Annotated in this window: 17 protein-coding genes and 1 pseudogene; 10 read left to right on the top strand and 8 right to left on the bottom strand. The window is 41.7% G+C overall.

Features of this window, described 5'->3' with window-relative positions:
• Complete coding sequence (locus P4S60_RS04270; protein WP_337115123.1) at positions 1-1,131, bottom strand: ROK family transcriptional regulator; 1,131 nt, start codon at positions 1,129-1,131, stop codon at positions 1-3.
• Between the two features lie 155 nt (positions 1,132-1,286).
• Between P4S60_RS04270 and fucP the strand changes: the two genes are divergently transcribed.
• The 8 genes from fucP to P4S60_RS04230 all read left to right on the top strand — a co-directional run bounded on the left by fucP (position 1,287) and on the right by P4S60_RS04230 (position 10,941).
• Positions 1,287-2,576: an L-fucose:H+ symporter permease gene (gene fucP / locus P4S60_RS04265; RefSeq protein WP_337115122.1), complete on the top strand. Its 1,290-nt coding sequence runs from the start codon at positions 1,287-1,289 to the stop codon at positions 2,574-2,576.
• Positions 2,577-2,635: 59 nt separating this feature from the next.
• Positions 2,636-3,007 carry a hypothetical protein gene (locus P4S60_RS04260; RefSeq protein WP_370626045.1) on the top strand — a complete coding sequence of 124 codons (372 nt, stop codon included), beginning with the start codon at positions 2,636-2,638 and terminating at the stop codon, positions 3,005-3,007.
• The gene (locus tag P4S60_RS04255) at positions 3,007-3,435 is read left to right on the top strand and encodes a hypothetical protein (protein WP_337115121.1); all 429 of its coding nucleotides are present in this window, start codon (positions 3,007-3,009) and stop codon (positions 3,433-3,435) included. Before P4S60_RS04260 ends, P4S60_RS04255 begins: the two co-directional genes overlap by 1 nt.
• A 35-nt stretch (positions 3,436-3,470) precedes the next feature.
• Positions 3,471-4,226 carry a substrate-binding periplasmic protein gene (locus P4S60_RS04250; protein ID WP_337115120.1) on the top strand — a complete coding sequence of 252 codons (756 nt, stop codon included), beginning with the start codon at positions 3,471-3,473 and terminating at the stop codon, positions 4,224-4,226.
• A gap of 3 nt (positions 4,227-4,229) precedes the next feature.
• Positions 4,230-6,446, top strand: coding sequence for a tetratricopeptide repeat protein (locus tag P4S60_RS04245; protein ID WP_337115119.1), 2,217 nt, complete (start codon positions 4,230-4,232; stop codon positions 6,444-6,446).
• 149 nt (positions 6,447-6,595) lie between these two features.
• Positions 6,596-8,479: an acetate--CoA ligase gene (locus P4S60_RS04240; protein WP_337115118.1), complete on the top strand. Its 1,884-nt coding sequence runs from the start codon at positions 6,596-6,598 to the stop codon at positions 8,477-8,479.
• A gap of 105 nt (positions 8,480-8,584) precedes the next feature.
• Entirely contained in the window at positions 8,585-10,252 is a 1,668-nt protein-coding gene (locus tag P4S60_RS04235; protein WP_337115117.1) for an asparagine synthase-related protein, read from the top strand.
• A 119-nt stretch (positions 10,253-10,371) separates the two neighbouring features.
• Positions 10,372-10,941 carry a DUF2799 domain-containing protein gene (locus P4S60_RS04230; protein WP_337115116.1) on the top strand — a complete coding sequence of 190 codons (570 nt, stop codon included), beginning with the start codon at positions 10,372-10,374 and terminating at the stop codon, positions 10,939-10,941.
• Here the strand turns inward: P4S60_RS04230 and P4S60_RS04225 are convergent.
• Entirely contained in the window at positions 10,927-12,609 is a 1,683-nt protein-coding gene (locus tag P4S60_RS04225) for a sensor domain-containing diguanylate cyclase (protein WP_337115115.1), read from the bottom strand. The genes P4S60_RS04230 and P4S60_RS04225 overlap by 15 nt on opposite strands.
• 115 nt (positions 12,610-12,724) lie before the next feature.
• The gene (locus P4S60_RS04220; protein ID WP_337115114.1) at positions 12,725-14,038 is read right to left on the bottom strand and encodes a DASH family cryptochrome; all 1,314 of its coding nucleotides are present in this window, start codon (positions 14,036-14,038) and stop codon (positions 12,725-12,727) included.
• A 235-nt stretch (positions 14,039-14,273) separates the two neighbouring features.
• Between P4S60_RS04220 and P4S60_RS04215 the strand changes: the two genes are divergently transcribed.
• The gene (locus P4S60_RS04215; RefSeq protein ID WP_337115113.1) at positions 14,274-15,929 is read left to right on the top strand and encodes a hypothetical protein; all 1,656 of its coding nucleotides are present in this window, start codon (positions 14,274-14,276) and stop codon (positions 15,927-15,929) included.
• Between the two features lie 9 nt (positions 15,930-15,938).
• Here P4S60_RS04215 and P4S60_RS04210 read toward each other — a convergent pair whose 3' ends face one another.
• Together P4S60_RS04210 and P4S60_RS04205 are read right to left on the bottom strand one after the other, a co-directional pair.
• On the bottom strand, positions 15,939-17,231 hold the full coding sequence (locus tag P4S60_RS04210; protein ID WP_337115112.1) for a sensor histidine kinase: 1,293 nt from the start codon (positions 17,229-17,231) through the stop codon (positions 15,939-15,941).
• Positions 17,231-17,911: a response regulator transcription factor gene (locus P4S60_RS04205; protein ID WP_337115111.1), complete on the bottom strand. Its 681-nt coding sequence runs from the start codon at positions 17,909-17,911 to the stop codon at positions 17,231-17,233. Before P4S60_RS04205 ends, P4S60_RS04210 begins: the two co-directional genes overlap by 1 nt.
• A 124-nt stretch (positions 17,912-18,035) precedes the next feature.
• On the opposite strand from P4S60_RS04205, the gene P4S60_RS04200 reads away from it, so the two are divergent.
• Positions 18,036-18,572, top strand: a complete 537-nt coding sequence (locus P4S60_RS04200; protein ID WP_337115110.1) for a hypothetical protein — start codon at positions 18,036-18,038, stop codon at positions 18,570-18,572.
• Here the strand turns inward: P4S60_RS04200 and P4S60_RS04195 are convergent.
• The 3 genes and pseudogenes from P4S60_RS04195 to P4S60_RS04185 all read right to left on the bottom strand — a co-directional run bounded on the left by P4S60_RS04195 (position 18,561) and on the right by P4S60_RS04185 (position 23,457).
• Complete coding sequence (locus P4S60_RS04195; protein WP_337116820.1) at positions 18,561-18,932, bottom strand: glycoside hydrolase family 97 C-terminal domain-containing protein; 372 nt, start codon at positions 18,930-18,932, stop codon at positions 18,561-18,563. The genes P4S60_RS04200 and P4S60_RS04195 overlap by 12 nt on opposite strands.
• A 9-nt stretch (positions 18,933-18,941) precedes the next feature.
• Positions 18,942-20,572, bottom strand: a pseudogene (locus P4S60_RS04190) (glycoside hydrolase family 97 catalytic domain-containing protein); the annotation flags it as partial.
• A gap of 80 nt (positions 20,573-20,652) precedes the next feature.
• On the bottom strand, positions 20,653-23,457 hold the full coding sequence (locus P4S60_RS04185) for a TonB-dependent receptor (protein WP_337115109.1): 2,805 nt from the start codon (positions 23,455-23,457) through the stop codon (positions 20,653-20,655).
• Positions 23,458-23,625: the final 168 nt, after the last annotated feature.

The following is a 23,625-nucleotide window of genomic DNA, read 5'->3' as shown; positions in this document are numbered from 1 at the left end:
TTAAAAGTAATGATGACTAAGCGCAAGTTGAGCAGATCCTATCGACTGCGCTTTTTCCCCGCACACGCCTAAACTCACTTCACAGCTACGTAGTCCACGACTATCTAAACGTGCAAATGCTGCAATTGATAACTGCTTGAGCTGTTCAAGCGCTTTACTCGGTAACGGCGAATCAATAATCACAGCTTGCATATCTAATAAACTTAAACTGTTATGCATGGCAATACTGATAGTGTCAGCAGCTTTTTCAAGCCAAGGCTGAACTAGCCGTTTATGATCTGAAAACTGACTGTCGGTAAGCTCATACACAGATATACAAAGTTGCTGCTTATCAAACTCGCTTTGCAATGATAGTAATGAACATTGGCTAAGTAACTGCTCCCGATCAGCGTTTAGCATTGAGCCTATAGCACCGGCATTACCACTTTTACCTTCGAGAAGTTGGTGGTTAATCACCACAGCCCCGCCTAAAAAAGCCCCCAAATAAACATACAAAAAATCGCTGTAGTTATTAGGGTTACCAAGGCTTAATTCTGCACAGCAGGCAGCGTTATTATCGTTACTAATATAGACTGGTAAATTAAACTGAGTTTCTAAGTAACCTTTTAAGTCGAAGTTTTGCCATTGGCTAAGGATATTTGTTGCAGAGTCTGAAGCGGCTTGCCATTGCCAAATATCAAACGGCATAGCGACCCCAAGCCCACACACATGTGAGCGCAGTTCAGGCTCTAATTCACTGATTAACTGTGGAATATGTTTTTCTAAGAATGATTTGAGCTCATCAACCGATGCTTCATTCACCTCAACAGATACCGATGTTCTTTGCGTGCTTTGTAAATCAACGAGTATCAGGTCGAAGCGTCGTCGCCCGATTTTCAAACCAAAGCTAAACGCGCCATCTGGATTGAGCCTGAATGGCACGCTTGGTTGCCCTACTCGTCCTTTTATAGGTGCATCACGAAGCAATAGCTTATCTTCTTCGAGCTTGTTGATGTTCACTGTTGCAGCTTGAGCAGACAAGGCTAACGCTTTTGCTATTTGTGCTTTAGGCATGCTTTGCTGTTGCCTAATTAAACTTAAAATTGCGCGCTCGTTCTTGCTTCTTGGTGCTCGCGATAAACTGCTCTTCATAACATCCTTCTTGGTACAAGCTTGATAAGCGGCCTATTAGACCTTTTTAGAGTACTATCTACCAGTTAAAATAATAAATCAACTTGGTTGATTTATTATTTATAGTCGTGAATACTGTCGGCCACAACAATATGAACACATAAATCTGGTGAACTATGCAAACACAGTCCGCTATTGTATCGCGCCAAATGCTTTGGCCTTTTATTCTGCTTACAATTTGCTTTGCTGCTTGGGGTACTGCGGCGAATATGACAGACCCATTAGTGAAAGTTTTTAGCAAAACATTTTCGATGAGTGCGTTGCAATCAGCACTAGTGCAGTTTAGTTATTACGGCGCATATTTTTGCTTAGCTTTACCGGCAGCCATGATCAATAGACGATTTAATTATAAAACGGGGCTGTTAGTGGGTTTAGCCATGGCCGCCTGTGGTGCGTTATTGTTTTACCCTGCTAGCCAAACCATGCTCTATAGCCACTTTTTATTGGCCCTGTTTATTCTTGCAGGTGGCTTGTCTATTTTAGAAACCTCTGCCAACCCCTATGTCATGCAGTTAGGATGCGAGCAAACAGCCACCCGTAGACTCAACCTAGCACAAGCTTTTAACCCTGTTGGTACTAATATTGGTGTGTTTTTAGCGGCGACGTTGATTTTACCGAACTTAAATCAAGCTGATAGCGCAAGCCGTGCCCTGATGAGTGAAGCGCAACTAAAAACCGTTGTGAGTGCAGAACTAGATGCTGTGATGGTGCCGTATGTGGGTATGGCCTGTTGCTTAATCTTGCTATGGCTATGTATCTTTTTTAGTCGCTCTCCTGCCACAGCAACAAAAGCCGCCACGCAGCCGCGTAAACTTAAAAAGACCTTTCAACATTTGTATCAAAATAAGCACTACCGATTTGGCGTGCTGGCACAGTTTTTTAATGTTGGCGCCCAAACCTGTGTATGGACCTACACCATTGGCTACACCATGGAAGCACTTAACACAACAGAAGTTACCGGCGGCCAAGTCTTACAATATTCTATGCTGGTGTTTTTAGTATCTCGTTTCATTATGACTTGGCTAATGCGCTTTATTAGCGGCGCTAAATTACTGCGTTTTATGGCTTTAGTTGCAGCCGTGCTTTGTTTTATTGTTACCACCCAAGTTAATTTAGTGGGCGTAGTCGCACTTGTTGCTATTTCAAGCTGTCTATCTTTGATGTTTCCAACCATTTACGGCACAGCACTTGAAGGCCTCGGCGAAGATGCAAAAGTGGGTGCGGCAGGTTTAGTAATGGCAATTTTAGGGGGCGCATTTTTACCTCTGATCCAAGCTGCAACCATAGATGCCTTTAACACTGCGGTTTCGTTTGTTGTACCACTGGTTTGCTTTTTAATTGTTGCTTTATATGGCCACCATACCAAAGTAGCAGCAATACCTGCCAGCGCGCAGTTGCAGGACTAAACGCATCAATGAGATAATGCACCTCGTTTACCTACTTAAGCGAGGTGTATCGTCAATTAATGGCACATATTACGTTTTTCATGGTCAAGTTTTTGGCCTTTTCTGCTGGCTGTTTTGCCTGTTTTTTACTTCATGATCAAGCCCATGTTGCCCTTGTATTATCTGCCGCTGTTACCGGGTTAGTTGGCACATTTATTCCTTTTCCTGCTCGTTTTGGTAACCACCCTTATGCAGCCATTTACGCTGGCAGCTTTGCTGGTATGTGCTCATCAAGTTTAATCAACAGCTACTGGGAGCTGAGCTTTATCTCTTTAATTGGTGCCAGCCTTTACGTATTAACTATGAATCTATTTGCAGGTTTTGGTGGTCGTCTTGGTAGTGTTGCTTTTGCCAGTGTGGCGCTTTACATGCTTGCAAAAGGAGTCTTTTAATGGATTTGTTTATTGCTATTACCGCTTTACTAGGCGCCTACTCTACTTACTTTTTAGCGCATCATAATCACTTTGATGGCATTCGCGCCTCAGCCGCCACCAGCATTATTGCATTTGCGATTTTAAGCCTACTCCCTATTGATGTAGAACTTTACAGCGTGGCGTTTTTTGGGGGGACTTTCATTGGCATGAGCGCACCAAAACGCTTTGGCATTTTTACATTAGCCATTGCTTCAATATTGTTTGCTTTGCTGTTTGAATACCTTGTGCCGCGCTTGCATGGCTATGGCGGTGCACTGGGCTTAAGTGCTTTTCTATCTGTCTGTGTTTGCCATATCGGTATCTTGCTAGGGGCACCCGCAGTAAAAAAAGCAACTAAATCTGACTTGGCAATTAAAAACCTATACCTTTTCATTAAGATTCTTTAGTATGTTAATTACTTGTTTAAGGATAAAGGATCTTTATGCTGTTTCGCTCATTACTGATTGCTACCCTGCTTTGTTTCATCAGTTGTGCAACGGCTGCGAAAACACTGACCTTTATTGCTGAAGATCTCCCTCCTTACCATTTTAAAAACCAACAAGGCGAAGCCGATGGTGCGCTTGTTGAAGTAGTAAAAACCGCCTTAACACACGCAAACATCCCCAGCGAATTCGAAATTATGCCTATGGCGCGTGCTTTTCATGAGCTCGAAAACAATCCAAACATGTTAATGATTTCGCTACTAAAAAACCCAGCTCGTGAGAGTCGCTTTCAGTGGTTAGCACAAACCTATTTTTCAGACGCGTACCTTGTTGACCTTACCAGCAAAAGCCACAATATAATTAGCTTAAAGCAAGCTCAGCAATACCGTGTCGCGACTATTCGAGGCTATTCAAGTGAGCATTATTTGAAGCAAGCTGGATTTAATGAAGATAAAAACTTGGTGCTAGTCAGTCATTACCATCAACTTTGGCAATTGCTTGAAAAAGAGCGCATCGACTTTGTACTGACCAACACCCTGACCTTGCAAAACGAACTGGCATTATCTGGGGTTGATCCGAGTGATATTCATAAAAGCCTGCACTTAGATGACTTTCCTTCTGGTCTTTATTTAGCTGCAAATCTTAATTTAGATAAACAACTCGCGACGCAATTAAGTAACGCGATTGAAGCGTTGAAGCAAAGTGGTCAATACCAAGTAATTTTACAAAAATGGCAGTTGCCTTTACCCAAATAAAAAATGAAAAATACTCCATTATTTTACAAAAGCTTAGCTTTAGCTTGTGCACTTAGCTGTTTATCGCTCAGCGCCTTTGCAATAACCTCTGAACAAGCGTTAGAAAAGCTAAACGAAGCACAATCATTACGTAACAGTAACCCAAACCAAGCCACTGAAATATTTGAGCAGTTAACTAACGATTCAACCCTTGTCAATGAGTCTAACATCATACAAGAAGCGCTTGAATCGCTGGCATTTCTGAATGTCAGCAGTGGTGATTATGACCAAGCACTGAACTATGCAGAGCAGCTGCTGGAGTACGGACAAAAGCAAAATAATCAGGCTATCACAGTACGAGCAATGCTTATTCAGGGCTACGCACAAGGTAGAAAAAGTAACTTTCTAACAGCAGAGCAGCACTACCGAGATGCATTATCTATTGCCAAGCAGATAAAAGATTCTGTGCTGATTGCCCAATCCTATGAGCGATTAGCAGCCATTTTGCGTTGGCAAGATAAATACATAGCCGCCCTTAATGAGGCACAAAAATCTGTTAATATCTTACATGAATTTGATGATGACAAATCGTATGCATCGGCATTACTAAATCTAGGAATAATCGAAGCCATTATTGGCGATCACAATGCGGCGCTCGCAAGTTTAACTCAATCATTTTCTTTGCATCAAAAGCTTGATGACAAAAAAGGCATTGCCGATTCGCTTTACGAAATTGGCGAAGTTTATCGCCGTATGGGCGACAGCGCTCAATCGTTAAAGCACTTTAAAATGTCTCACGTGTTAGATTTAGAAATTGGCTCTAAAGTCGACATCGGTAACAGTGCCATGAAAGTTGGCTATGCTGCGCTAAAACAAGGTGAACTTGCTACAGCCACAGACTACGCAGAAAAGTCGATTAGCTATTATCAGCAATCATCTTCAAACACAGGGCTATGTCGCTCGTATAATTTAATGGCATTAATTGCTTTAAAACAAGACAACATCAGCGAAGCGCAAGCCTATATCAACCGCGCTTTAGCAATCGCTACTGACTATAATTTTCGCTCCCATTTAGTCTCTTTAGGGATCACCCAAACACGTATCAATCAAGCCCTAGATGATCACGCTGAAGCAATTAAAACCGCAGAGCAGGCTTTACAACAGGCTGACGAACTGCAAGATGTTGAAGATCAAATTACCTTAAATAAGCTACTCACTGACTCATACCTTGCATTACAACTGTATAAACAAGCATTTGAGTCGCAAAGCCACTATCAAACCCTTGAAGATAGTACTGGTAAAAATCAGCACGACTTAACTGTGGCCGCGATGCAAAGCCAAGTGGCTTTTATGCGAAATCAGCAAGAAATCAATCAATTGAGTGCTGATAAGCAAATTCAAGCGGCCCAACTAAGCGAAAGTGAATGGCAATTTAAAGCGTCGTTATTGGGCCTAAGCTGCGTGATTTTACTGATATCTGGCTTTGGTTACCGCTCATTTAAAAAGCGTAAACTTGCCAGCGAACGAGCACAGCTACTCCAAGAAGTCGTTGATAAAAAGAACCGCTTACTAGCCGATGTATCTCATGAAATTCGCACGCCACTCACTGCACTGCAATTGCAAGTTGAAGCATTGCAATACAATATCGCCAAAGACGTAGATGCCTCTTACGATGCCATTAATCGAAAACTTACCGATATCAATGTACTGATCCGTGATATCCATCAACTAGCACAAGCAGATTCAGATAGCCTATACCTGAACTTAAAACCCTATTTACTTGCTGATGTATTATCCGTTTGGCAGCAAGACTTTACTGCTTTTGTAGAAAACAAAGGCTTTGAATTTACCAGTAACATTCGCGTTGCTGCTGATATCAAAGTGACATGGGATATCGATAAAATTAAGCAAGTACTGACGAACCTTTTATCAAACAGTACTTTTTATACTGATAAACCCGGCAAAATTAAATTTATAGCAACGGCCTCAGAGCAGAGTATTACTTTTAGTATTGAAGATACCCCACCCGGCGTTACCAATAATCAGTTAGTTGAAATATTCGAACGCTTATACCGCGTTGACAAATCGCGCAGCCGTCAAACAGGCGGCTCAGGCCTTGGACTGGCGATTTGTAAAAGCCTGATTGAAACACACAAAGGCACTATAAAAGCTGAGCATAGTGAGCTAGGTGGCGTTAAAATCTTCATTTGCTTACCGCTTATTAGTGAACAACAGGTTTAATTAGCATCACGATTCCCTAAAATCGCCCCTAAACAGGGCAATTTCACTACATTTAGCTCAATTAATGCCGACCAAGGTCGCATATTATTTAATCAAAAAAACACCTACATTTTTTAGGGTCTCTCACTAAAAAGTATAGGAGCCTCACAATGGCGGGCGAATATCAACAACAATACCAACAGTTCCAGCGCGATCCGGGTCAGTTTTGGCTTGAGCAAAGTAAACGAATTCCTTGGTTTAAAGAGCCAAGTGCCCCTTACCAATATGACGATAATGATTTTTACCATTGGTTTGCCGATGGTCAGTTAAACACTTGTTACCTAGCCCTCGACCAACATGTCGAAGCAGGCTATGGCGACCAAACAGCACTGATTTACGACTCCCCTGTTACCAATACCAAACAACAATACACTTATGGCGAGTTACAAACTCAAGTTGCTAAATTTGCAGGACTCATGCAATCCCTTGGCGTAAGCAAAGGTGACCGCGTAGTCATTTATATGCCAATGATCCCACAAGCGGTTATTGGTATGCTGGCGTGTGCGCGCCTTGGTGCCATTCACTCCGTTGTATTTGGTGGTTTTGCACCGCACGAACTCGCTGTGCGTATTGATGATGCAAAGCCTAAGCTTGTGCTTACTGCGTCTTGCGGGGTCGAGATCAATCATGTCATTGAATATAAGCCACTGCTTGATGAAGCACTCGAAACTGCAAAGCATGCTGTTGAACACTGTATTGTATTTCAGCGTGAACAAGCCATTGCCGACATGCAAGATGGCCGAGACATCGATTGGCAATCAGCCTCTGATGCAGCAAGTGCAGTTGATGCAGTGCCTGTTGCAGGCGACGACCCGCTTTATATTCTTTACACATCAGGCACCACAGGCACACCTAAGGGGGTGGTTCGAGAAAACGGTGGTCACGCAGTTGCAATGCATTACAGCATGGAAACCGTGTATGGCATGAAGCCCGGCGAGGTATTTTGGGCTGCCTCTGATATTGGCTGGGTGGTTGGTCACTCATACATTGTATATGCACCGCTCATATATCGCTGTGCCAGTGTACTTTATGAAGGCAAACCCATTAGAACCCCAGATGCCAGTGCGTTTTGGCGAGTTGTAGAAGATTATAAAGTCACTGCTTTATTCAGTGCTCCAACTGCGTTTCGCGCAATTAAAAAAGAAGACCCTACCGCCGAAGGCTTTAAACAATACGATACCTCAAGTTTAAAACGTTTATTCTTGGCCGGCGAACGCCTGGATCCACCCACTTATGAATGGCTGAAAGACAACACCGGCTTGCCTGTACTCGACCACTGGTGGCAAACAGAAACAGGTTGGGCAATTGCGTGTAATCCAATTGGTATTGAACAACTTGCTACTAAGCCGGGTAGTTCGACGGTGCCAACACCGGGATTTGATGTACAAATTCTTGATATGAATGGTGAGCAGTGCGCAGCAAACGAAAGTGGCGCTGTGGTTATTAAACTACCTTTACCTCCTGGCTGTTTACCAACAATTTGGCAAAACAATGAACGCTTTCAAGCGGGCTACTTAAGCGAGTACCCGGGTTATTACCTCTCTGGTGATGGCGGCTATATTGATGACGATGGTTATCTATTTATTATGGGTCGTACCGACGATGTAATTAACGTTGCGGGTCATCGCTTATCAACCGGTGAAATGGAAGAAATTGTAGCAGCCCACCCTGCTGTTGCTGAATGCGCAGTATTTGGTGTTAACGATGCACTTAAAGGGCAATTACCTATGGCGATGATAGTGCTCAAAGACGATTACCTTGGCGATAGCAAAGAAGTCGAGCAACAGTTGGTTCACTCGGTAAGAAATCAAATTGGCGCCATTGCCTGCTTAAAGAATATTTTGCATGTTGAGCGCTTACCAAAAACCCGCTCAGGGAAAATACTCAGAAAGAACTTACGTCAATTGGTCGATGGTGAAGAACTACAAATTCCATCCACCATTGATGATGCAAGTATTTTTGATGAAATCAACCAACAACTTAACAATCGCTGATCAGCTTTTGTAATGTTACCCAAAGGCCTTGTTTAAGGCCTTTATTCGTTTTGGCCTATGGCTTGCAACTTTACATGTAAGTTAGCAAACGAAAAGGTGGTTAACATGGCTGTTATCGCAGGTTATATCCAATTCAATGAATTAGGCAAAACAGAATTTCATTATATTAATCAACTAGCTGATGTATTTAATCGCTATAAAAAAGCAGATGTTCAGCGCTTTGATTGTGATAATGGAGCTATTTTTCATTATGACTTTGATGCTTACCAACAAGCGAGTTGGTTGCAAACTGAGTCGCAAATTGCAACGCTGATTGGTCACCCTTTACTCAGCAGCTCGCGCAGTGATGATTTAAAAGCCATGGCCAATACAGCTTCGCTCAACACCTGCTTACAGCAATGTGAAGGGGTATTTAGCTTTTGCCAGTTTAATAGCCAATTAGGCAGCTTAGTACTTGCCACCGACCCACTTGGCTTAAAACCATTTTACACCTTAAAAACGGCGCAAGGCTTACTGTTTTCAACCAACTTGGGGATATTTAAACAGCTGAGTATTGAGCTTGAAAGCGATGCCGAAGCACTCACAGAGCTTGCTGTGCTTGGTTACCCGCTATTAGATCACACGCCTTACAAAAATATTAAATGCTCATACCCAGGCGAAATATTACGTTTTGATGCCAGTCATGGCGTGGTAAAACAACGTTACTTTGATTGGGTCGCCCTTGCCAAACAAAACCGAGAGGTGACCGATGCAATTGAAGGCGTTACTCGGGCTTTTCGCAGTGTGGTAACAAAAGCGATGCACACCGATAAAAAAGTGCTGAGCACTCTGTCAGGTGGCCTTGATTCACGGTTAATTAACTGCGAGCTATTACGCCAAGGTGTTGAGCTTAAGTCGTTTAATTTTTCGCAATCAGATAGCCAAGATCTCTACTGCGCAAAACAATATGCTTCGCAAAATGCCCTTAAACTTGAAGTTGTACAAGTACGCGACACGCAAAAGCTCTCTGTTGAACAGCGCCTTGGCAAATACTGGCGAAAAGCACATCATAATGAATATAAAACCGTTTCAAGACCACAAATTAGTTGGTCTGGTAATGGAGGCAGTGTTGGTTTAGGAGCCGTGTTTTATGGCGACGCTATTTATGAGGCGGCAAAAGAAAACAATCTTGATAAGCTCATTCAAGCTTATTTAGATCAGCAGTACGCTTATTTGCCAAAGTCAGTGGTTCATAATGCGTCTATGCTGCAACAAAAACTAATTGATAACCTAAAACTTAGTTTTAAACCCTTGGCTGAATTACCACTGGAAAAAGCATTTCAATTGTTTTTACTACTCAATGATCAACACCATCATTTGAGCATTCCGAACGAGCACGTATGCGAATTTAAAATGGAGTTCTTCCATCCGTTTTATTCGTGGAAAGTACTGCAATATCCTCTAGCGGTCCCTGTTGAATATGTACGTAAACACCGCTTTTATCAGCGCTGGCTGAAAACCAGTTACCCACGAGCTATGCTTGCACCATGGCAAGCTTATCCGGGTCATATGCCTTGCCCTATCAAGGTAAATTACCAATCACAGTGGCAATTTAATAATAACAATCTGATGCGTTTTGGCGAGCTATTTAAGCTGTGGTACGAGATCATGCGCTTTGACCGCCATCAATTGATAAAACGCAGTCACTTTACCGCGTTATGCTTATTACAGTTAGCTCACTTAAAGAATGCCCAGCCAAATATTCGCATTGCTCAGCGGTTCTGTCAGTGGTAATTGATAGTCATAATGCCCTCATCTGAGGGCATTATTATGAAATATAAAAACAACTTTCTAAAACATAATATTACAGGCTAGAATCAAGTTAGTTATTAATAATTTAAGCTGAGACTTTAATGAGAAAATGGACACTTCCTCTACTGCCATTAATCGTATTAGCAGGCTGTACCTCAGTCAGTAAAGATGAATGTTTACAAGCCAATTGGCATGGTATTGGTTATAAACATGGTGCAGATGGCACTGAGTATCGTGATGGCATAGATGCCTTATCACAATGTGGCGAGTATGGCGTAAGTGCCGATATTGCAGAATATAAAGTGGGATACGATCAAGGTCTGGCAGTGTATTGTGAGCCCGAAAATGGCTTTACTCTTGGCATGCAAGGCGCATCTTACAATGGCGTTTGTAATAGCACAGCGTTTCGTAAAGCATGGCAAGAAGGTAACGACAGATATCAAGTGCAGCAAAGGCTGATATACATTGATGACCGAATTGACGACATAGACCATCGCCTAAAAGATATTCGTGCAGAGCTTAACAGCAATCAGCTTGATAATAGCCAGCAAAAAGCACTATATCGAGAGCGTAAAGATTTAGAAAACGAGCGCAAAGACTTACGCAAAGAGCGCGCCTTACTGCCGCTTTTAAATAAATTGCCGAGTGTCGAAATATCAACCGAGTGGTGATGCTTTATGTTTAAGCTTCATCTTATACATTTGCTCGTCAGCTGTGGCGAGTAACTCTTTGGCGTTTTTACCATCTTCTGGGTAAAGCGCGATACCAAAACTAGCACTCACAGGCACTTTTGTTGCGTAGCGCTTTGCTGCGCCCTCAACCGCTTTTTGGCAGCGTCCAGCAATGTCTTGGCAAACAGAGAGTTTTGCTAACGTTGGCAACACAATCACAAATTCATCGCCACCAATGCGCGCTAATATGTCTTTATCACGCAGCTGAAGTGAAAGCTGCTCACTGATTTCAAGAAGTAGATTATCGCCCTGCTCGTGACCAAAGGTATCGTTCACCAGTTTAAAGTTATCAAGGTCAACATAAATCAGCGAAAACTGGTTACCTTCATTCGCAGCAAGATGAGAAAATGAATGTAACTGAATATCCAAACCTCGCCGATTTAACAGCTTCGTAAGAGGGTCTTGATTGACTAATTCGTCAAGCAGTTGGCGCTTTTCTACTGCCTGCGAAATATCATCAAATGCACCAATGTAATGACTCACTTGGCCATGTTCATCATACATGGCATCTATGGTTAACAACTCAGGAAAAACTTCACCGGTTTTGCGCTTGTTCCATATCTCCCCTTGCCAGCGACCATTGTGTATTAAACGCTCCCACATCAACTCAAAGAACTCTGTGGGTTGCTGCCTAGCTGAGAGTATAGATGGGTTTTTATCAAGCACTTCTGCCTTACTAAAGCCTGTAATTTGCTCAAAAGCAGGGTTAACATCCACAATTTTAGGCTCAGGGGTGGTTATTAATATACCGCGACTTGTTGTTGAGAAAACGGCTGTAAGCAGCTGTATTTTTTCGTTGCTTTTAACTTCTTCAGTGACATCTTCTGAATAACCATTCCACTCAACACTGCCATTAGCACAGGCTTTGGGTGAGGATTTTCCTTCAACCCAAATCATCCCTTTAGTTGGATGATTAACTCTATAAACCTCATGCCAATCGCATAATTCTACTCGCGATTTTTCAATGCTTTTAACAACTCGCTCTAAATCATCTGGATGAATCGTTTGCATGATTAAATCTGCAGAATTTTTTATATCCTCTGCTGTGCAGCCATAAATATTGAAGACTTTGGAGCTGGCAAAAGGAAAATATGCGGTGCCATCTTTTTCCACCACATACTGATAAACAAACCCCGGTAAGTTATCAGTAAATTTTTGCAACTTAGCATGTAAAAACTCAATTTCACGCTCTTTTAACCACTGTTCAGTAATATCGATATGAACGCCTAGCATCCACTCCGGGTTGCCATTTTCATCCCAACTTTGCACTTGGCCTTTATCGAGCACTTTAACCCAATGCCCTTGTTTATGCTTCATTCGCGCTTCGCAAATATAACGCTTAGAGTCACCTTTAAAGTGAGCGTTTAATAGCTGTTCCGATTTTGATAGGTCGTCAGGGTGAGCAAAACTCATCCACGTTTCAATTGAAACTGGCAATAATTCTTGCAGTGTGTAACCGATAATATCGGCCCACTTATCATTGAAAATGGTTTCGCCTGTTTGTACATTCCAAAGCCATACCCCCGCATCCCCACTGTCGAGAATTAGCTGAGCAATGTCTAAACCAAGCTGCGATTTAATCGCGTCATACCCTTCACTAAATGCCATAATTAGCCTTGTTAACTAGCTCACTCAGAACAAAAGTAAGCCTTAATCATTATTTTAGTTAACAAAATAAAAAAACACTAAAAATCCGTGAAGAATATTGATCTAACGCAGGCTATTACATTTTTGGCCAATCCACCTCATCAACACTGTCGATTGTGCTTACGATGGTTTGATCTCCTTGCCATTTTCGAATGTAACGCGCCAGAGGATCATAAAGCGCTGTTTGCTTATTAATATGAAAATGTCGCCCGCCTCTAGGATCAACGCCGACACCCGCTATATATTGCCAATTACCCCAGTTTGCAGCCACGTCATAATCAATGAGTTGCTGTTCGAAATACGCTGCACCATAGCGCCAATCAAGTTCAAGCTCGTTAACTAAACAACTTGCCGCAATTTGCCGCGAGCGGTTAGTAATATAGCCTGTCGCATTAAGCTCATGCATTATTGCATTAACCAAAGCAAACGGCGTGCAGCCTTGGCACCACGCATTAAAGCGCTGGCTGTTAAAAGTAGTCAGCGGTGCACTGTGCTTTTGCCCTTTAAACTGGAAGAGTGTTGCGCCAGAGCGCATTGCATGCCACTTAAAATATTCGCGCCACAGTAATTCAAACTTTATCCAATAGCTCGACTCATTCGCACCGTTTTGTAGCTCATACACTTCCACTTCTCGGTATAGCTGTTTTGCGCTAATTGTGCCACCAGCGAGCCATACACTGAACTTAGTACTGTTGCTAAAGCCGTCTAACTCATTGCGTGTTTCTTTATAACTGCTTGGCGCCTGAGATGAGAAGTACGCATTACAATGCTGCTGAGCTGCAAGTAAACCACCTTTAAAAACGCCCGATTGAGTTGCAACATCAGCAATAAGGTTGTCAGGGCATAGTTGTACAGGATGAGGTAAGTGGCTAACCGCTTGCTGTGGCGCGGCTATAAAGCTTGGCTCAGCTTCGACCAGTTTGCGAAAGGCTGTAAAGTTTTTAGGTAAGTTATCAAGCTGAAAAGGCAAGTCTGCTGCTTTAAACAAGGTATCTTGCTGATAGGTTTTTACCGTCACTTGTGGGCACAATGCGTTGATTTTTCTTAGCTGTTTTTGCTCATAAACGCCAACTTGCTCGGTACAAACCAATGTTTCAATATCATATTTTTGCAAACGCTGACTGATTACTTGCTCAGGCTCACCTGTAATCACATGAAGTGTTTGCCCGAGTTGCTCAACGGCTTGTGCAAATGCGGCGAGGCTCTCACGTAAAAAGTGGTATTTATGCGTCCCATACGGTTTTGATTGATAGTTAGTTTGCCTAAACCAGCGCGGCTCAATCACAAACACTAAATCAAGCTCGCCATCAAAATCAGCTAACTCAGATAGAATTTCATTGTCGACTAGGCGTAAATCATTTTGCAGCCAATATAAAACACGCTTTTTCATTATTTACTCTATTAGAAACCTTAAGAAATCATACGTAGGCCAGCTATTTTTCGATTAACTTCGCCACAGTTAGTTAGCATAACGTTTATTAATCATGAACTTACAATCTTCAATGAAGTTTAAGTTTTAGTTAAGTTTTTCTTAAGTTAGCGATTTTATGCTGATAACTGTAAAGAATTTAAAGGTTGATTAAGCCAAACACGCTGCATCTCCTTGGTATTTAGTAGGCATAATAATGATGAATAAAATAACACCAGTTTTATTAATAACATGCACTGCTACAGGGACTGTTTATGCAAACGAGCCTTTAAGCTTAGATGTGGTTTGTGAAGTAAAAAGCAAAGCCACTGCACAATTAAACGAAAACAAAGTAAGCGAAGACAAAGACATCACTGTTGATAAACTCAACATTGATACGCATACGATTTTCGATCCTAATGACCCTGAAACAACCGCCCTACATCGCTTTATCAACTGGCTGCACATTGATACCAAAAACAAAGTTGTTAGTGAGCAAATTACCTTCAAAGAGGGTGATCAAGTCAGTGAGCGTCAGCTACAAGAAGCTGAGCGTATTCTGCGCAGCAAAAAATACTTAAGAGATGCCAAGGTTAGCTATACAAAAGATTGCCTTGAAGATGAGCCCCGCGTGGTGCAAATCGATACTTGGGATACCTGGAGTTTATTGCCAACCATTAATTTTGGCCGTAGTAGCGGCAATAATAAATACAGCTTAGGTTTTAAAGAAGAAAACTTTTTAGGCTACGGTATTCGCGCATCATTAAAGTATAAATCAGATCATGAACGCTCAGGCTACCACTCAGTGCTGCAAATGCCAGTGCCTTGGCAGCCTCATGCAACCCTCACTTTACAAGCTGATGATTACGATGACGGGCAAGTCTTTTTAGTGGATTATCATCAGCCTTTTTATCAACGCAGCAGTGACGCACTTATGCGCTACTTTGCTAAATCACAAAAGCAAAAAAGTTATATCTATCAAAATGGCATGACTCGTTCAGAGTTTTTTACTGATGAATTAATCGCCCAGTTTGCTTACGGCGGAATTTTATCGCAAGACAGTCAGCAAACCTTTCACTGGCTTGCTGGGATTGATTACGAAGATGTCAGTTACCGCCCTTTTGAAACAGAGCCTTTGCTTTCAGGCCTGAACGATTACACCATTGCAGCGCCTTGGGTCGGATTACATTGGCTAGAAGACAATTACGCCGTATTGCACGATATTGACCTAATAAACCACAACGAAGACGTAAACCTCGGCTGGGAGCTAAATTCAAAGTTTGCCATCGATACCGTAAATTTTGGCCAAGGCTTTTTATTTGATACAAACCTTACCAAAGCGTGGTTTAACAATAACGCCTTGTATCGATTTGCCGCTGGAATCAAAGGCAATGTCGGAACTGAGCTTGATGACCGTTTAGCGCTTTATTCAAAAGCACAAATGAACTATCGCTGGTCAGACTCATTTGCCTTTTATGCGCATCTAAATGGTCATTGGCAAAACCATGAATTTGCTGACAAACCACTGGCTGTTGGTGGTGAAGAAGGTATGCGTGGCTTCCCAGAAAGTTACCAACATGGTACTTCAAGCGTACAAGCAACGGCGGAACTAAGAATGTACCCTAACATCAATCTGTATCAGTTTGTAGATGTAGGCTTTGTTGGCTTTGTTGATGTAGGCCAAGCTTTTGGCAGCACTGAAACTGCGAATATTTCAGATTCAATGCTAACCAGTGCAGGCGTTGGTATTCGCCTATATTCATCGCGCTCAAGTAACGACAATGTGATCCATATCGACTTTAGTACGCCTCTGGGCAGTTACCAAGACGTGGATTCTTGGCAAATAGGAATGTCGGTTGAAACAACTTTTTAGCTATCAGTGCTATTCTGGCAATGTTATTTGAACTGAACGGCCAGAGTCTAATCCGTCAACATGATAAGCAAATTGTAGTTTGTCGAGTATTCGCTCAACAATGATAAGCCCAATGCCAAAGCCAGTTTGAGTTTGCTGGCCTTTCAGCGGAGGCTCATTCTGATTGGTGATTGTAAAACTTCGCTCATTTATTGCTACAGTAACTTGTCCTTGCTCTGTATTTTGAAACGCATTACGGATTAGGTTATTGCAGGCAATTTGTAGTAGTGTTGGGTGACTTATGAAGCTCAAATCGCCCCCAACGATCACCACTTTAACTTGTTCATGATTTAAGTAAAGCTGATTTTCTTCCACTGATTTAGCAACAATTTTCTTTATGCTACACATTTCAGTGACAAGGTCTTTCTCTGTTTCCTTACTTAGCCATAGCAGCGCTTCTGTCTGATATTTCATATCTTCAATTGCACTTAACATACGGTTTAAAACTCTTCTTTCTTGTGGCTTTAAGTCATTCATTATCAACTCAAGTAACTCCATATTTGCAGATAAAACTGCTACTTGAGTCCGTAATTCGTGGCTGCTGAAACGCGCAAATGCGTGCTCTTTTTCTAGAATATGACTAAACGTATCTAAGCTTTTATTGATTGTTTTAGCTAAATAATTAATACCGCCAGATTTCATTTTAGGTGGGGCTATAGGTTTTCCAGCTGAGACAGTATCAGCCCAGTTAGCAAGTTCAAACACCATCGAACTAACACGACTTATTTGAAACAACTGAAAAATAAATAACGCAATTATCAATGCTGACGCTGTAATGATTGCTGGTTGCATCTTATCGGTCAGAAAGGTCTGTAATTCTAGGTCATTAAATCGAGTATTATTATGAAAATAAGCATAATAATCTTCCCCCTGATGGTGAATTCGATAAATTAAAATCACTTCAGAGACTGACCATAAACCACCAAATTGATTGATATAGAGGTTAACCTTACCAGTGTGAATGTTTTGTTCTATAGGGACATTATTAAGATGAGTACTTAATTGCTGATAACTGCTTACAAATTGCATTCGGTCATCGCCTAAAATAGTTGCATCATCGCCTTTATACAAGTTTGGGTTAGTCTGTAAGCGTGTCATAGAACGCTCAGCAAACCCCTGTAAAACATCTATTTTTCGAGTAATGTATTCTTTTTGATAACTGAAAGAGCTGTAACTTAAATATATGAAAATAAAAGCAAACAATAATAAAGCAACAATTAAGGTGGCCTTAAATTGCTTAAACTGTAATTGTGAAAAATCCATTAAGAATGGACTCGTTTTAATACCGCATTGCCATTCACCACATGCAGTAATGGTTCAGAAAACGGCTTATCAATTCGTTGTCTGAGACGATGAATATGTACCTTTAGGGCTTCACTGTCTGGTACATCATCTCCCCATATCGTGTGCTCAAGCATTTGCCTATCAACACAATTTGGGTAAGCTCGGGCAATGACTTCAAGTAACTTCCAGCTCGATGGTGTGAGTTTTAATAAAATACCCTCTCTGAAGGCTTGTCGCTCACCTAAGTTGAGTTCTAAACCTAACTCTTGAATAACAAGCTTTTGGGCATTACCACTTCGACGCTTAGATAGCGTTTTGATACGTGCAAGTAACTCTTTTAACTCAAAAGGTTTTGTGAGGTAGTCATCTGCACCGCAATCAAACCCTGCCAGTTTGTCATCTAAATCATGAAGCGCTGTTAGCATCAGTAAAGGTGTGTCTATGCCTTGCTGCCTGAGTTTCTGACACATACCTAGCCCGTCTAATTTTGGCATATTAATATCGCTAACAATCACATCGTATTGGTTTTTTTCAGCTAAAATGACACCTTGCAAACCGTTATCACAGTAATCACAAACGAGCCCCATTATTTCTAAAAATTCGATGACTGTTGCTGCAAAACGTTTGTCATCCTCAACATATAGAACTCGAATACTCATTGTGTTCACCTCTAACAAAACTACATACGTATGCAACAAAAAATCATCAAAAATGATTGGGGTTATTAATTAAGCCAGTTAACATACTGTACATAATTTAATTTTACTTTTGTATATATTTGTCATGATGAAATCGTACCTACTAGTTGTTTTTTCAATATTTTTTATTAGCGCGTGCGATTTCCATTATACCTTTTCAGAAACTCAATCAGTGCCGCTTTCACAGCAAGACTTTGTTAATAGCCCGGGTTTTAAGCTTGACTACGAGGTGCACATCCCTAACTCATTCACAAGCTGGAAACCGAGTCCTGAAAATCAACTTGTATACAACCCTAAGACCCAAAGCTACATATTGAAAAACCTAGACATCACAGGCCAACAAATAGATAGTTGGGGAGCACGGTTCAAAATTGCGAGCGCCGACTGGGCACATGAGTTTGCTTTTGCCAAAGCCCATGACACTCCCGAGCAATCTAAATTTGGCATCAAGCAGGATGGCAGTGTCGTGAAGTTGAAACAGATTTTTTATGCATCTGATATTTACTTTGAACTCCCCATCAACAGTCACGCTCAGTATTTACAAGTGGAGTTTAAAGTCACAAGTGACACTGAGCAGCCTGATGCCTTACTCTATATTTACTTTACTGATTCAATCATTTAAAGGCTCAATAATGATCGCTGCACCGCCTGCTGCTGCAAGCGTCAGATGAAGCCTAGTTTCGTTATCAACCATTTGCGTTACAACTTGATATGCTTCAGGATTGCTTAGCCAATCAGTGTCTTTCGCATCTTGATAAATTGTTGCTTGATACTGCGTATTCGCTGTTAAAAAATCGAGTTTAAAGCTAACTTCCCTCGCATCCTTATTCGTAGCGCTACCTATAAACCAACGCTGGTTAGCGCGTCGTGCCACCGTGATATACTGAGCGACTTCTGCATCAATAATTTTTGTATCATCGTAATCAACATCAAGCGCTTCGATGAATTTAAAAGCAGGATGACCTTGGTAATTCTCAATCATATCTGCAGCCATCTGCAGCGGGCTGTATAGCACCACCATGTTTGCCAATTGTCTGGCTAGTGTGGTGTGTACTCTGTAGCCAGCCTTTTGTTCTTGGCCCTGCCAGTCATAACGCTGACCATCGAAGCGACTAAAATCAACATCAAATATACCTGGGGTGTAATCCATTGGCCCTGCCAGCAAACGTGTAAATGGGAGCGTCATTGTGTAGTCTGCAGAATTTCCTTCACTCCAAGCATTGTACTCTCCTCCCTAGCCCCTTCGCGGGTCATCATGTTTGGCCATGTTCTGCGAATACCGGTATCTTTGATTGGTTCATGGGCATTCAACATAATTTTATATTTGGCAGCTAATTCAACAATTTTGCGATAATGATTAACACCAAATTGTCCTTGATGATGTTCACCATTACTAAAACCTTGCTCAGCCACATACCCCGTTTTAACCGTATTGATCCCCAGCTTGGAGTAAATAGAAAATATGTCTTCAACATGACTTTCATAGGCCGCAATATTCCCACCCGTTTCGTTGTGACCAATAATTGCAACCCCTTGCTGTTTCGCATAATTCGCGACTTGTTCTAGATCAAAATCATCACTTGGCACAAGGTAAGCTTCGCGTGTTCCCCATTGCTCCCAACCCTTATTCCAGCCTTCGAATAGCACACCTTGAATATTATGCTGTTTAGCAAAGTCAATGTATTGCATAGCACGTTCAGTGGTTGCGCCATGCCTTTCGCCTTCTTTCCATGTGTGAACACCTAAATGAATACCCCACCAAATACCAATATATTTCATTGGTTTTATCCAACTGGTGTCGGTTAACTTGCTTGGTTCATTTAAGTTTAATAACAAATCAGATGCCACTAATGACTTGGCATCATTCGCTATTTGCACTGTGCGCCATGGCGTTCTAAACGGTACCTTGGCTTTCACTTTAGAACCATCTTGCCAAGGCACGAGCTCGGCGGTCAGCTGACTACCAGTTTTATGCTTCAGGGTCATACTGGCATAATCAGTTAACGCAGCCTCATGAATACTTAGCAAAGTACCGTCTTGATTACGCACTGTAAAAGGGGTTTGTACTTGCTTTATTTCGGCAACCTGAGTTTGCTTATAAAGCTTTTCATAGCTGTCGTAATCAGCTTCTATCCACCAGCTCGTTGCGTTTTCAGCTAAGTTAAAATCTGTTTTTTCATCCATGATGACAAACCCATTTAATGCTTTTTGCTGGGGAAACTCAAAGCGAAACGCCACACCATCATCATATGCCCGCAGCCTTAAATTCATTTTTCGCTCACTGCGTAAATCCTTTAATGAGACGAATAATTCATTGTATTCATTGCGTATATTTTTACGTTCTCCCCAAGGAGCTTGCCACTGTTTTTTATACGATTTAACGTTGGCACTGAGCATTTCAAATTGCTCAAGTGGGGCTTGCTTTTGCAACGTGAAGCCTAAATGAGAAGGTAAAATAAGTGGTTTTGTTTTATTGTTTACCGAATAACTTAGCTCACCACTTTTAGTTAATTGCACTAGCGCGTGCAATTGATTATTTGGAGAACTCACTTTACCAACCGAAAGCTCTGTAGCGCATGCCTGACAGAGCCAGACAAGTAAAATTAAGGCGAAAACTCGCATACTTATCCCTTAAAATAAAAAAAGAGCCAAAGTATGCAGCTGGGAAAACTGCATAACTTCAACTCTTCCGACAACTCGGTTTAGAATTTATAACTTGCTGATAGTAATAAACTACGACCATAAACTTGGTAATCACTTACCAGCGCTTTATTTTCAGCAACGTAGGCTTTGAATGGCTCATCCGTTAAGTTGTATGCTTGCAGCATGACCGTTAACCCTTGCAGTGATTCAATACCTGACTCTGAAAAGTCATAGCCAATTTGTGCATCAACAAGCGTGCTGCCCACTATCACTTTTGCCGCATTGTTGTACCCTAATGAATCTGGGTACTCATCACGTTTACGCATACTGGCTCTAATTTGCCAACCATTGCTTTCATAAAACGCGGTTAAATTAAAGATTGAATCAGAAAGACCCGGCATACGTACTTCGCCCTTTTCTTCCACCTCAACTTTTGCATCAAGGTAGGTTAGGCTTGCAACAATACCAAAGCCATCTAAAGCATCTGTTACAATATGCCCTGGTAGTGTCGCAGACAGCTCCACCCCATTAATTTGCCCATTACCAGTTTTGCCCCATTCGTATAAATAACCTTGGTTATAGTTAATAGTTTCATCTGGGCCGATATTGGCGTATTCACTGTACTCGCTGAAATCGATAGCTCGTGGCACAACTTCTTGCCAATTCGGCATATCTTTGTAGAAACCCGCAACAGAGATATAACCATCGGCAGCAAAGTAGTACTCGTACGATAGATCCCAGTTAATTGCTTCAAGTGGTTTTAACTTTGAAGTACCTGAATAAGCACTCCAAGGTGTTCTATCAAGGCTAAAACCTTCTTCACCTGGATCTTGGTTAACTGTGTTATTGAAATTGATCTCAAATGCTGGGCGAAGCCTATCCATTCGTGAGCGCGAAATTGTTTTGGCGACTGAAAAACGTAAGTAATGATCGTCATACATATTCAGGTTAGTGCTGAATGAAGGCAAAGTCTGACTATATGAAGCACTGTCGTTGATGGGATCACGCTTAACATAGCTATCAATAGGAAGGTCACCTTCATATGGCACAGTAGAGCCGATATAACTTAAGCCATCTTGCTCAGTTTTGATGTACTGCACACCCAAGTTACCATTCAAATAAATATTTGATGTAAGCTCTTGTTCAAAATTTGCTTTACCATAAAAGGTAAGAACTTGCTCACCGATAGTCCAACTATTGGTGGCGCGCGACATTTCAGTCAAGTCACTGACAAACTCATCATAATAGCCTTGATCGTATAGCCCTTTTGAGTCATAGCTAACCATGTTACCTAAGCCTAAAAAGTTCATAGAGGTCGGTGCCAGTAATAAATCGCTCGGGATATCAACCATATTTGGGTAATCTTTAAGAGTGAGATAACGACCAGTATCAAGCTTGGATTTTTCACGGTCGCTGTAATTCACACCAAAATCAATTTGAGTAATAAAGCCGCCTTCTAACACTTGCTTTGCATTGAGTCTTAACGTGGTTAGCTCATCATCAATTTCAATAATCGATAAAAAGCCGTCCTGATCATCACTTGCGGCATAAAGTGGATTACCACCACCCCAGCTTAATGGGCCACCCAATTTATAAATATCGGTATTGCTGTAATCTTGGTCTGAATCGAAGACAACACCTTCGTTTGAGTCTTTCATCCAAAACTCTATGTTTTCCATCGCACCAACACCATCACCACGACCTGCTCCAGCGTAGGTTTCTAGCTGCCACTTATCTCGCTTAACTTGTGAATAGCTGGCATCAAAGTTTAAAGAAAACGTATCAGTAACTTGAAAATCTATATTTAAACCGTATGCCTGCAATTTTGATTCTTCAGATTGGTAATCTCCATGCAAAACCGATTGTGTATTGCCAATTATGCCGTGGCTGACAACCCCATTTTCAGTTTCTAGCACCTGCATATTGGCACCACTCCACGCGGCTGGTGTTTCAATGCCTCGTTGAATTTGCTCATCTTCAAAATCAATGTATAGAGCATCAGCAATAATATGGAAACGCTCTGTCGGAGTAAGCTCTAACACCCCCATTACTGTGTCACGGGTTTGTAAGGTAGAACGGACGCGTGGGTTTGCACCGCCTAAAATATAATTAGACTCACCGTCAACATCTGTGCTTGGCCACGCATCATCGCCCCACGCTAACCACTTTTGTTGCTGCGTAGGTGAAGTCATATGGTTAAATGAAAGCGCTAGGCCAACGGTGTCATCAGCATATTGATCAATATATGAAAAATTAAAGCGCTTACCCGTATCATCGCCATCTGGATTAAGGTTGCCGAGGGTGTTTTTCTCAAAGGTGGCGCCCACTTGAATATTTTGCTCGCCATATGCCAATGGCTTTACTGTTTGTAAGTCAACTACACCTGCAATACCTTGCGTCATTAAACTTGCATCAGCGGCTTTATGAACCACCACGCCAGACATTATTTCTGCGGGATAAATAGAAAAATCTACACCGCGATTATCATTTAAGGTAACTTGTTCACGCCCGTTAAGGGTGGTTGCTGAAAAGTCTTGGCTTAAACCACGAATTGATATCTCGCTTGCTTTACCATTAATACGCCTTGCTGCAATCCCTGGTAAACGCGTGATGGTTTCAGCAATACTTGGGTCTGGTAACTTACCAATATCTTCGGCTGTGATCGCTTCAATGATTGATGTGCTATCTTGTTTTACTGCTTGTGCTTTAATTAGGCTGCCGCGAAAACCTTTTACCTCAATAACTTCAACGTTATCTTGGTCGTTCTCTTGAGCTTGGGTTGCGTCTGCGGCATTCACGTTTACAGTAAATAAGCCTGCAGCTGCGAGTGCGAGTGTTAGCGAAGTCGGTTTAAAAGTTTGCATTGAATGCATCTCCAAAGTTTTTATTATTTAATTAAGTCGGTAACTTCTTAATGCCGTGATTTGCACTGTATTGCTTTGCAAGTTACAAAACGGTTACGTGCCCCAAAATATCTCAATCACTGCACCAAAATAGATAGCGAGTCTGTAAAAACAAACAAACTCGCTGTT

The sequence above is a fragment of the Pseudoalteromonas sp. Hal040 genome, assembly GCF_037162425.1.
Lineage (GTDB): Bacteria > Pseudomonadota > Gammaproteobacteria > Enterobacterales > Alteromonadaceae > Pseudoalteromonas > Pseudoalteromonas gelatinilytica.
This window is presented reverse-complemented; position numbering and strand designations above follow the sequence as displayed.

What these genes read in the sequence shown, in the direction of transcription:
- P4S60_RS04235 (WP_337115117.1), top strand. Translation starts at nt 8,585, where the DNA reads ATGGCTGTTATCGCAGGTTATATCCAATTCAATGAATTAGGCAAAACA.
- P4S60_RS04270 (WP_337115123.1), bottom strand. Translation starts at nt 1,131, where the DNA reads ATGAAGAGCAGTTTATCGCGAGCACCAAGAAGCAAGAACGAGCGCGCA.
- P4S60_RS04195 (WP_337116820.1), bottom strand. Translation starts at nt 18,932, where the DNA reads ATGATTGAGAATTACCAAGGTCATCCTGCTTTTAAATTCATCGAAGCG.
- P4S60_RS04205 (WP_337115111.1), bottom strand. Translation starts at nt 17,911, where the DNA reads ATGAGTATTCGAGTTCTATATGTTGAGGATGACAAACGTTTTGCAGCA.
- P4S60_RS04225 (WP_337115115.1), bottom strand. Translation starts at nt 12,609, where the DNA reads ATGGCATTTAGTGAAGGGTATGACGCGATTAAATCGCAGCTTGGTTTA.
- fucP (WP_337115122.1), top strand. Translation starts at nt 1,287, where the DNA reads ATGCAAACACAGTCCGCTATTGTATCGCGCCAAATGCTTTGGCCTTTT.
- P4S60_RS04215 (WP_337115113.1), top strand. Translation starts at nt 14,274, where the DNA reads ATGATGAATAAAATAACACCAGTTTTATTAATAACATGCACTGCTACA.
- P4S60_RS04210 (WP_337115112.1), bottom strand. Translation starts at nt 17,231, where the DNA reads ATGGATTTTTCACAATTACAGTTTAAGCAATTTAAGGCCACCTTAATT.
- P4S60_RS04240 (WP_337115118.1), top strand. Translation starts at nt 6,596, where the DNA reads ATGGCGGGCGAATATCAACAACAATACCAACAGTTCCAGCGCGATCCG.
- P4S60_RS04255 (WP_337115121.1), top strand. Translation starts at nt 3,007, where the DNA reads ATGGATTTGTTTATTGCTATTACCGCTTTACTAGGCGCCTACTCTACT.
- P4S60_RS04250 (WP_337115120.1), top strand. Translation starts at nt 3,471, where the DNA reads ATGCTGTTTCGCTCATTACTGATTGCTACCCTGCTTTGTTTCATCAGT.
- P4S60_RS04185 (WP_337115109.1), bottom strand. Translation starts at nt 23,457, where the DNA reads ATGCAAACTTTTAAACCGACTTCGCTAACACTCGCACTCGCAGCTGCA.
- P4S60_RS04200 (WP_337115110.1), top strand. Translation starts at nt 18,036, where the DNA reads ATGATGAAATCGTACCTACTAGTTGTTTTTTCAATATTTTTTATTAGC.
- P4S60_RS04260 (WP_370626045.1), top strand. Translation starts at nt 2,636, where the DNA reads ATGGCACATATTACGTTTTTCATGGTCAAGTTTTTGGCCTTTTCTGCT.
- P4S60_RS04220 (WP_337115114.1), bottom strand. Translation starts at nt 14,038, where the DNA reads ATGAAAAAGCGTGTTTTATATTGGCTGCAAAATGATTTACGCCTAGTC.
- P4S60_RS04245 (WP_337115119.1), top strand. Translation starts at nt 4,230, where the DNA reads ATGAAAAATACTCCATTATTTTACAAAAGCTTAGCTTTAGCTTGTGCA.
- P4S60_RS04230 (WP_337115116.1), top strand. Translation starts at nt 10,372, where the DNA reads ATGAGAAAATGGACACTTCCTCTACTGCCATTAATCGTATTAGCAGGC.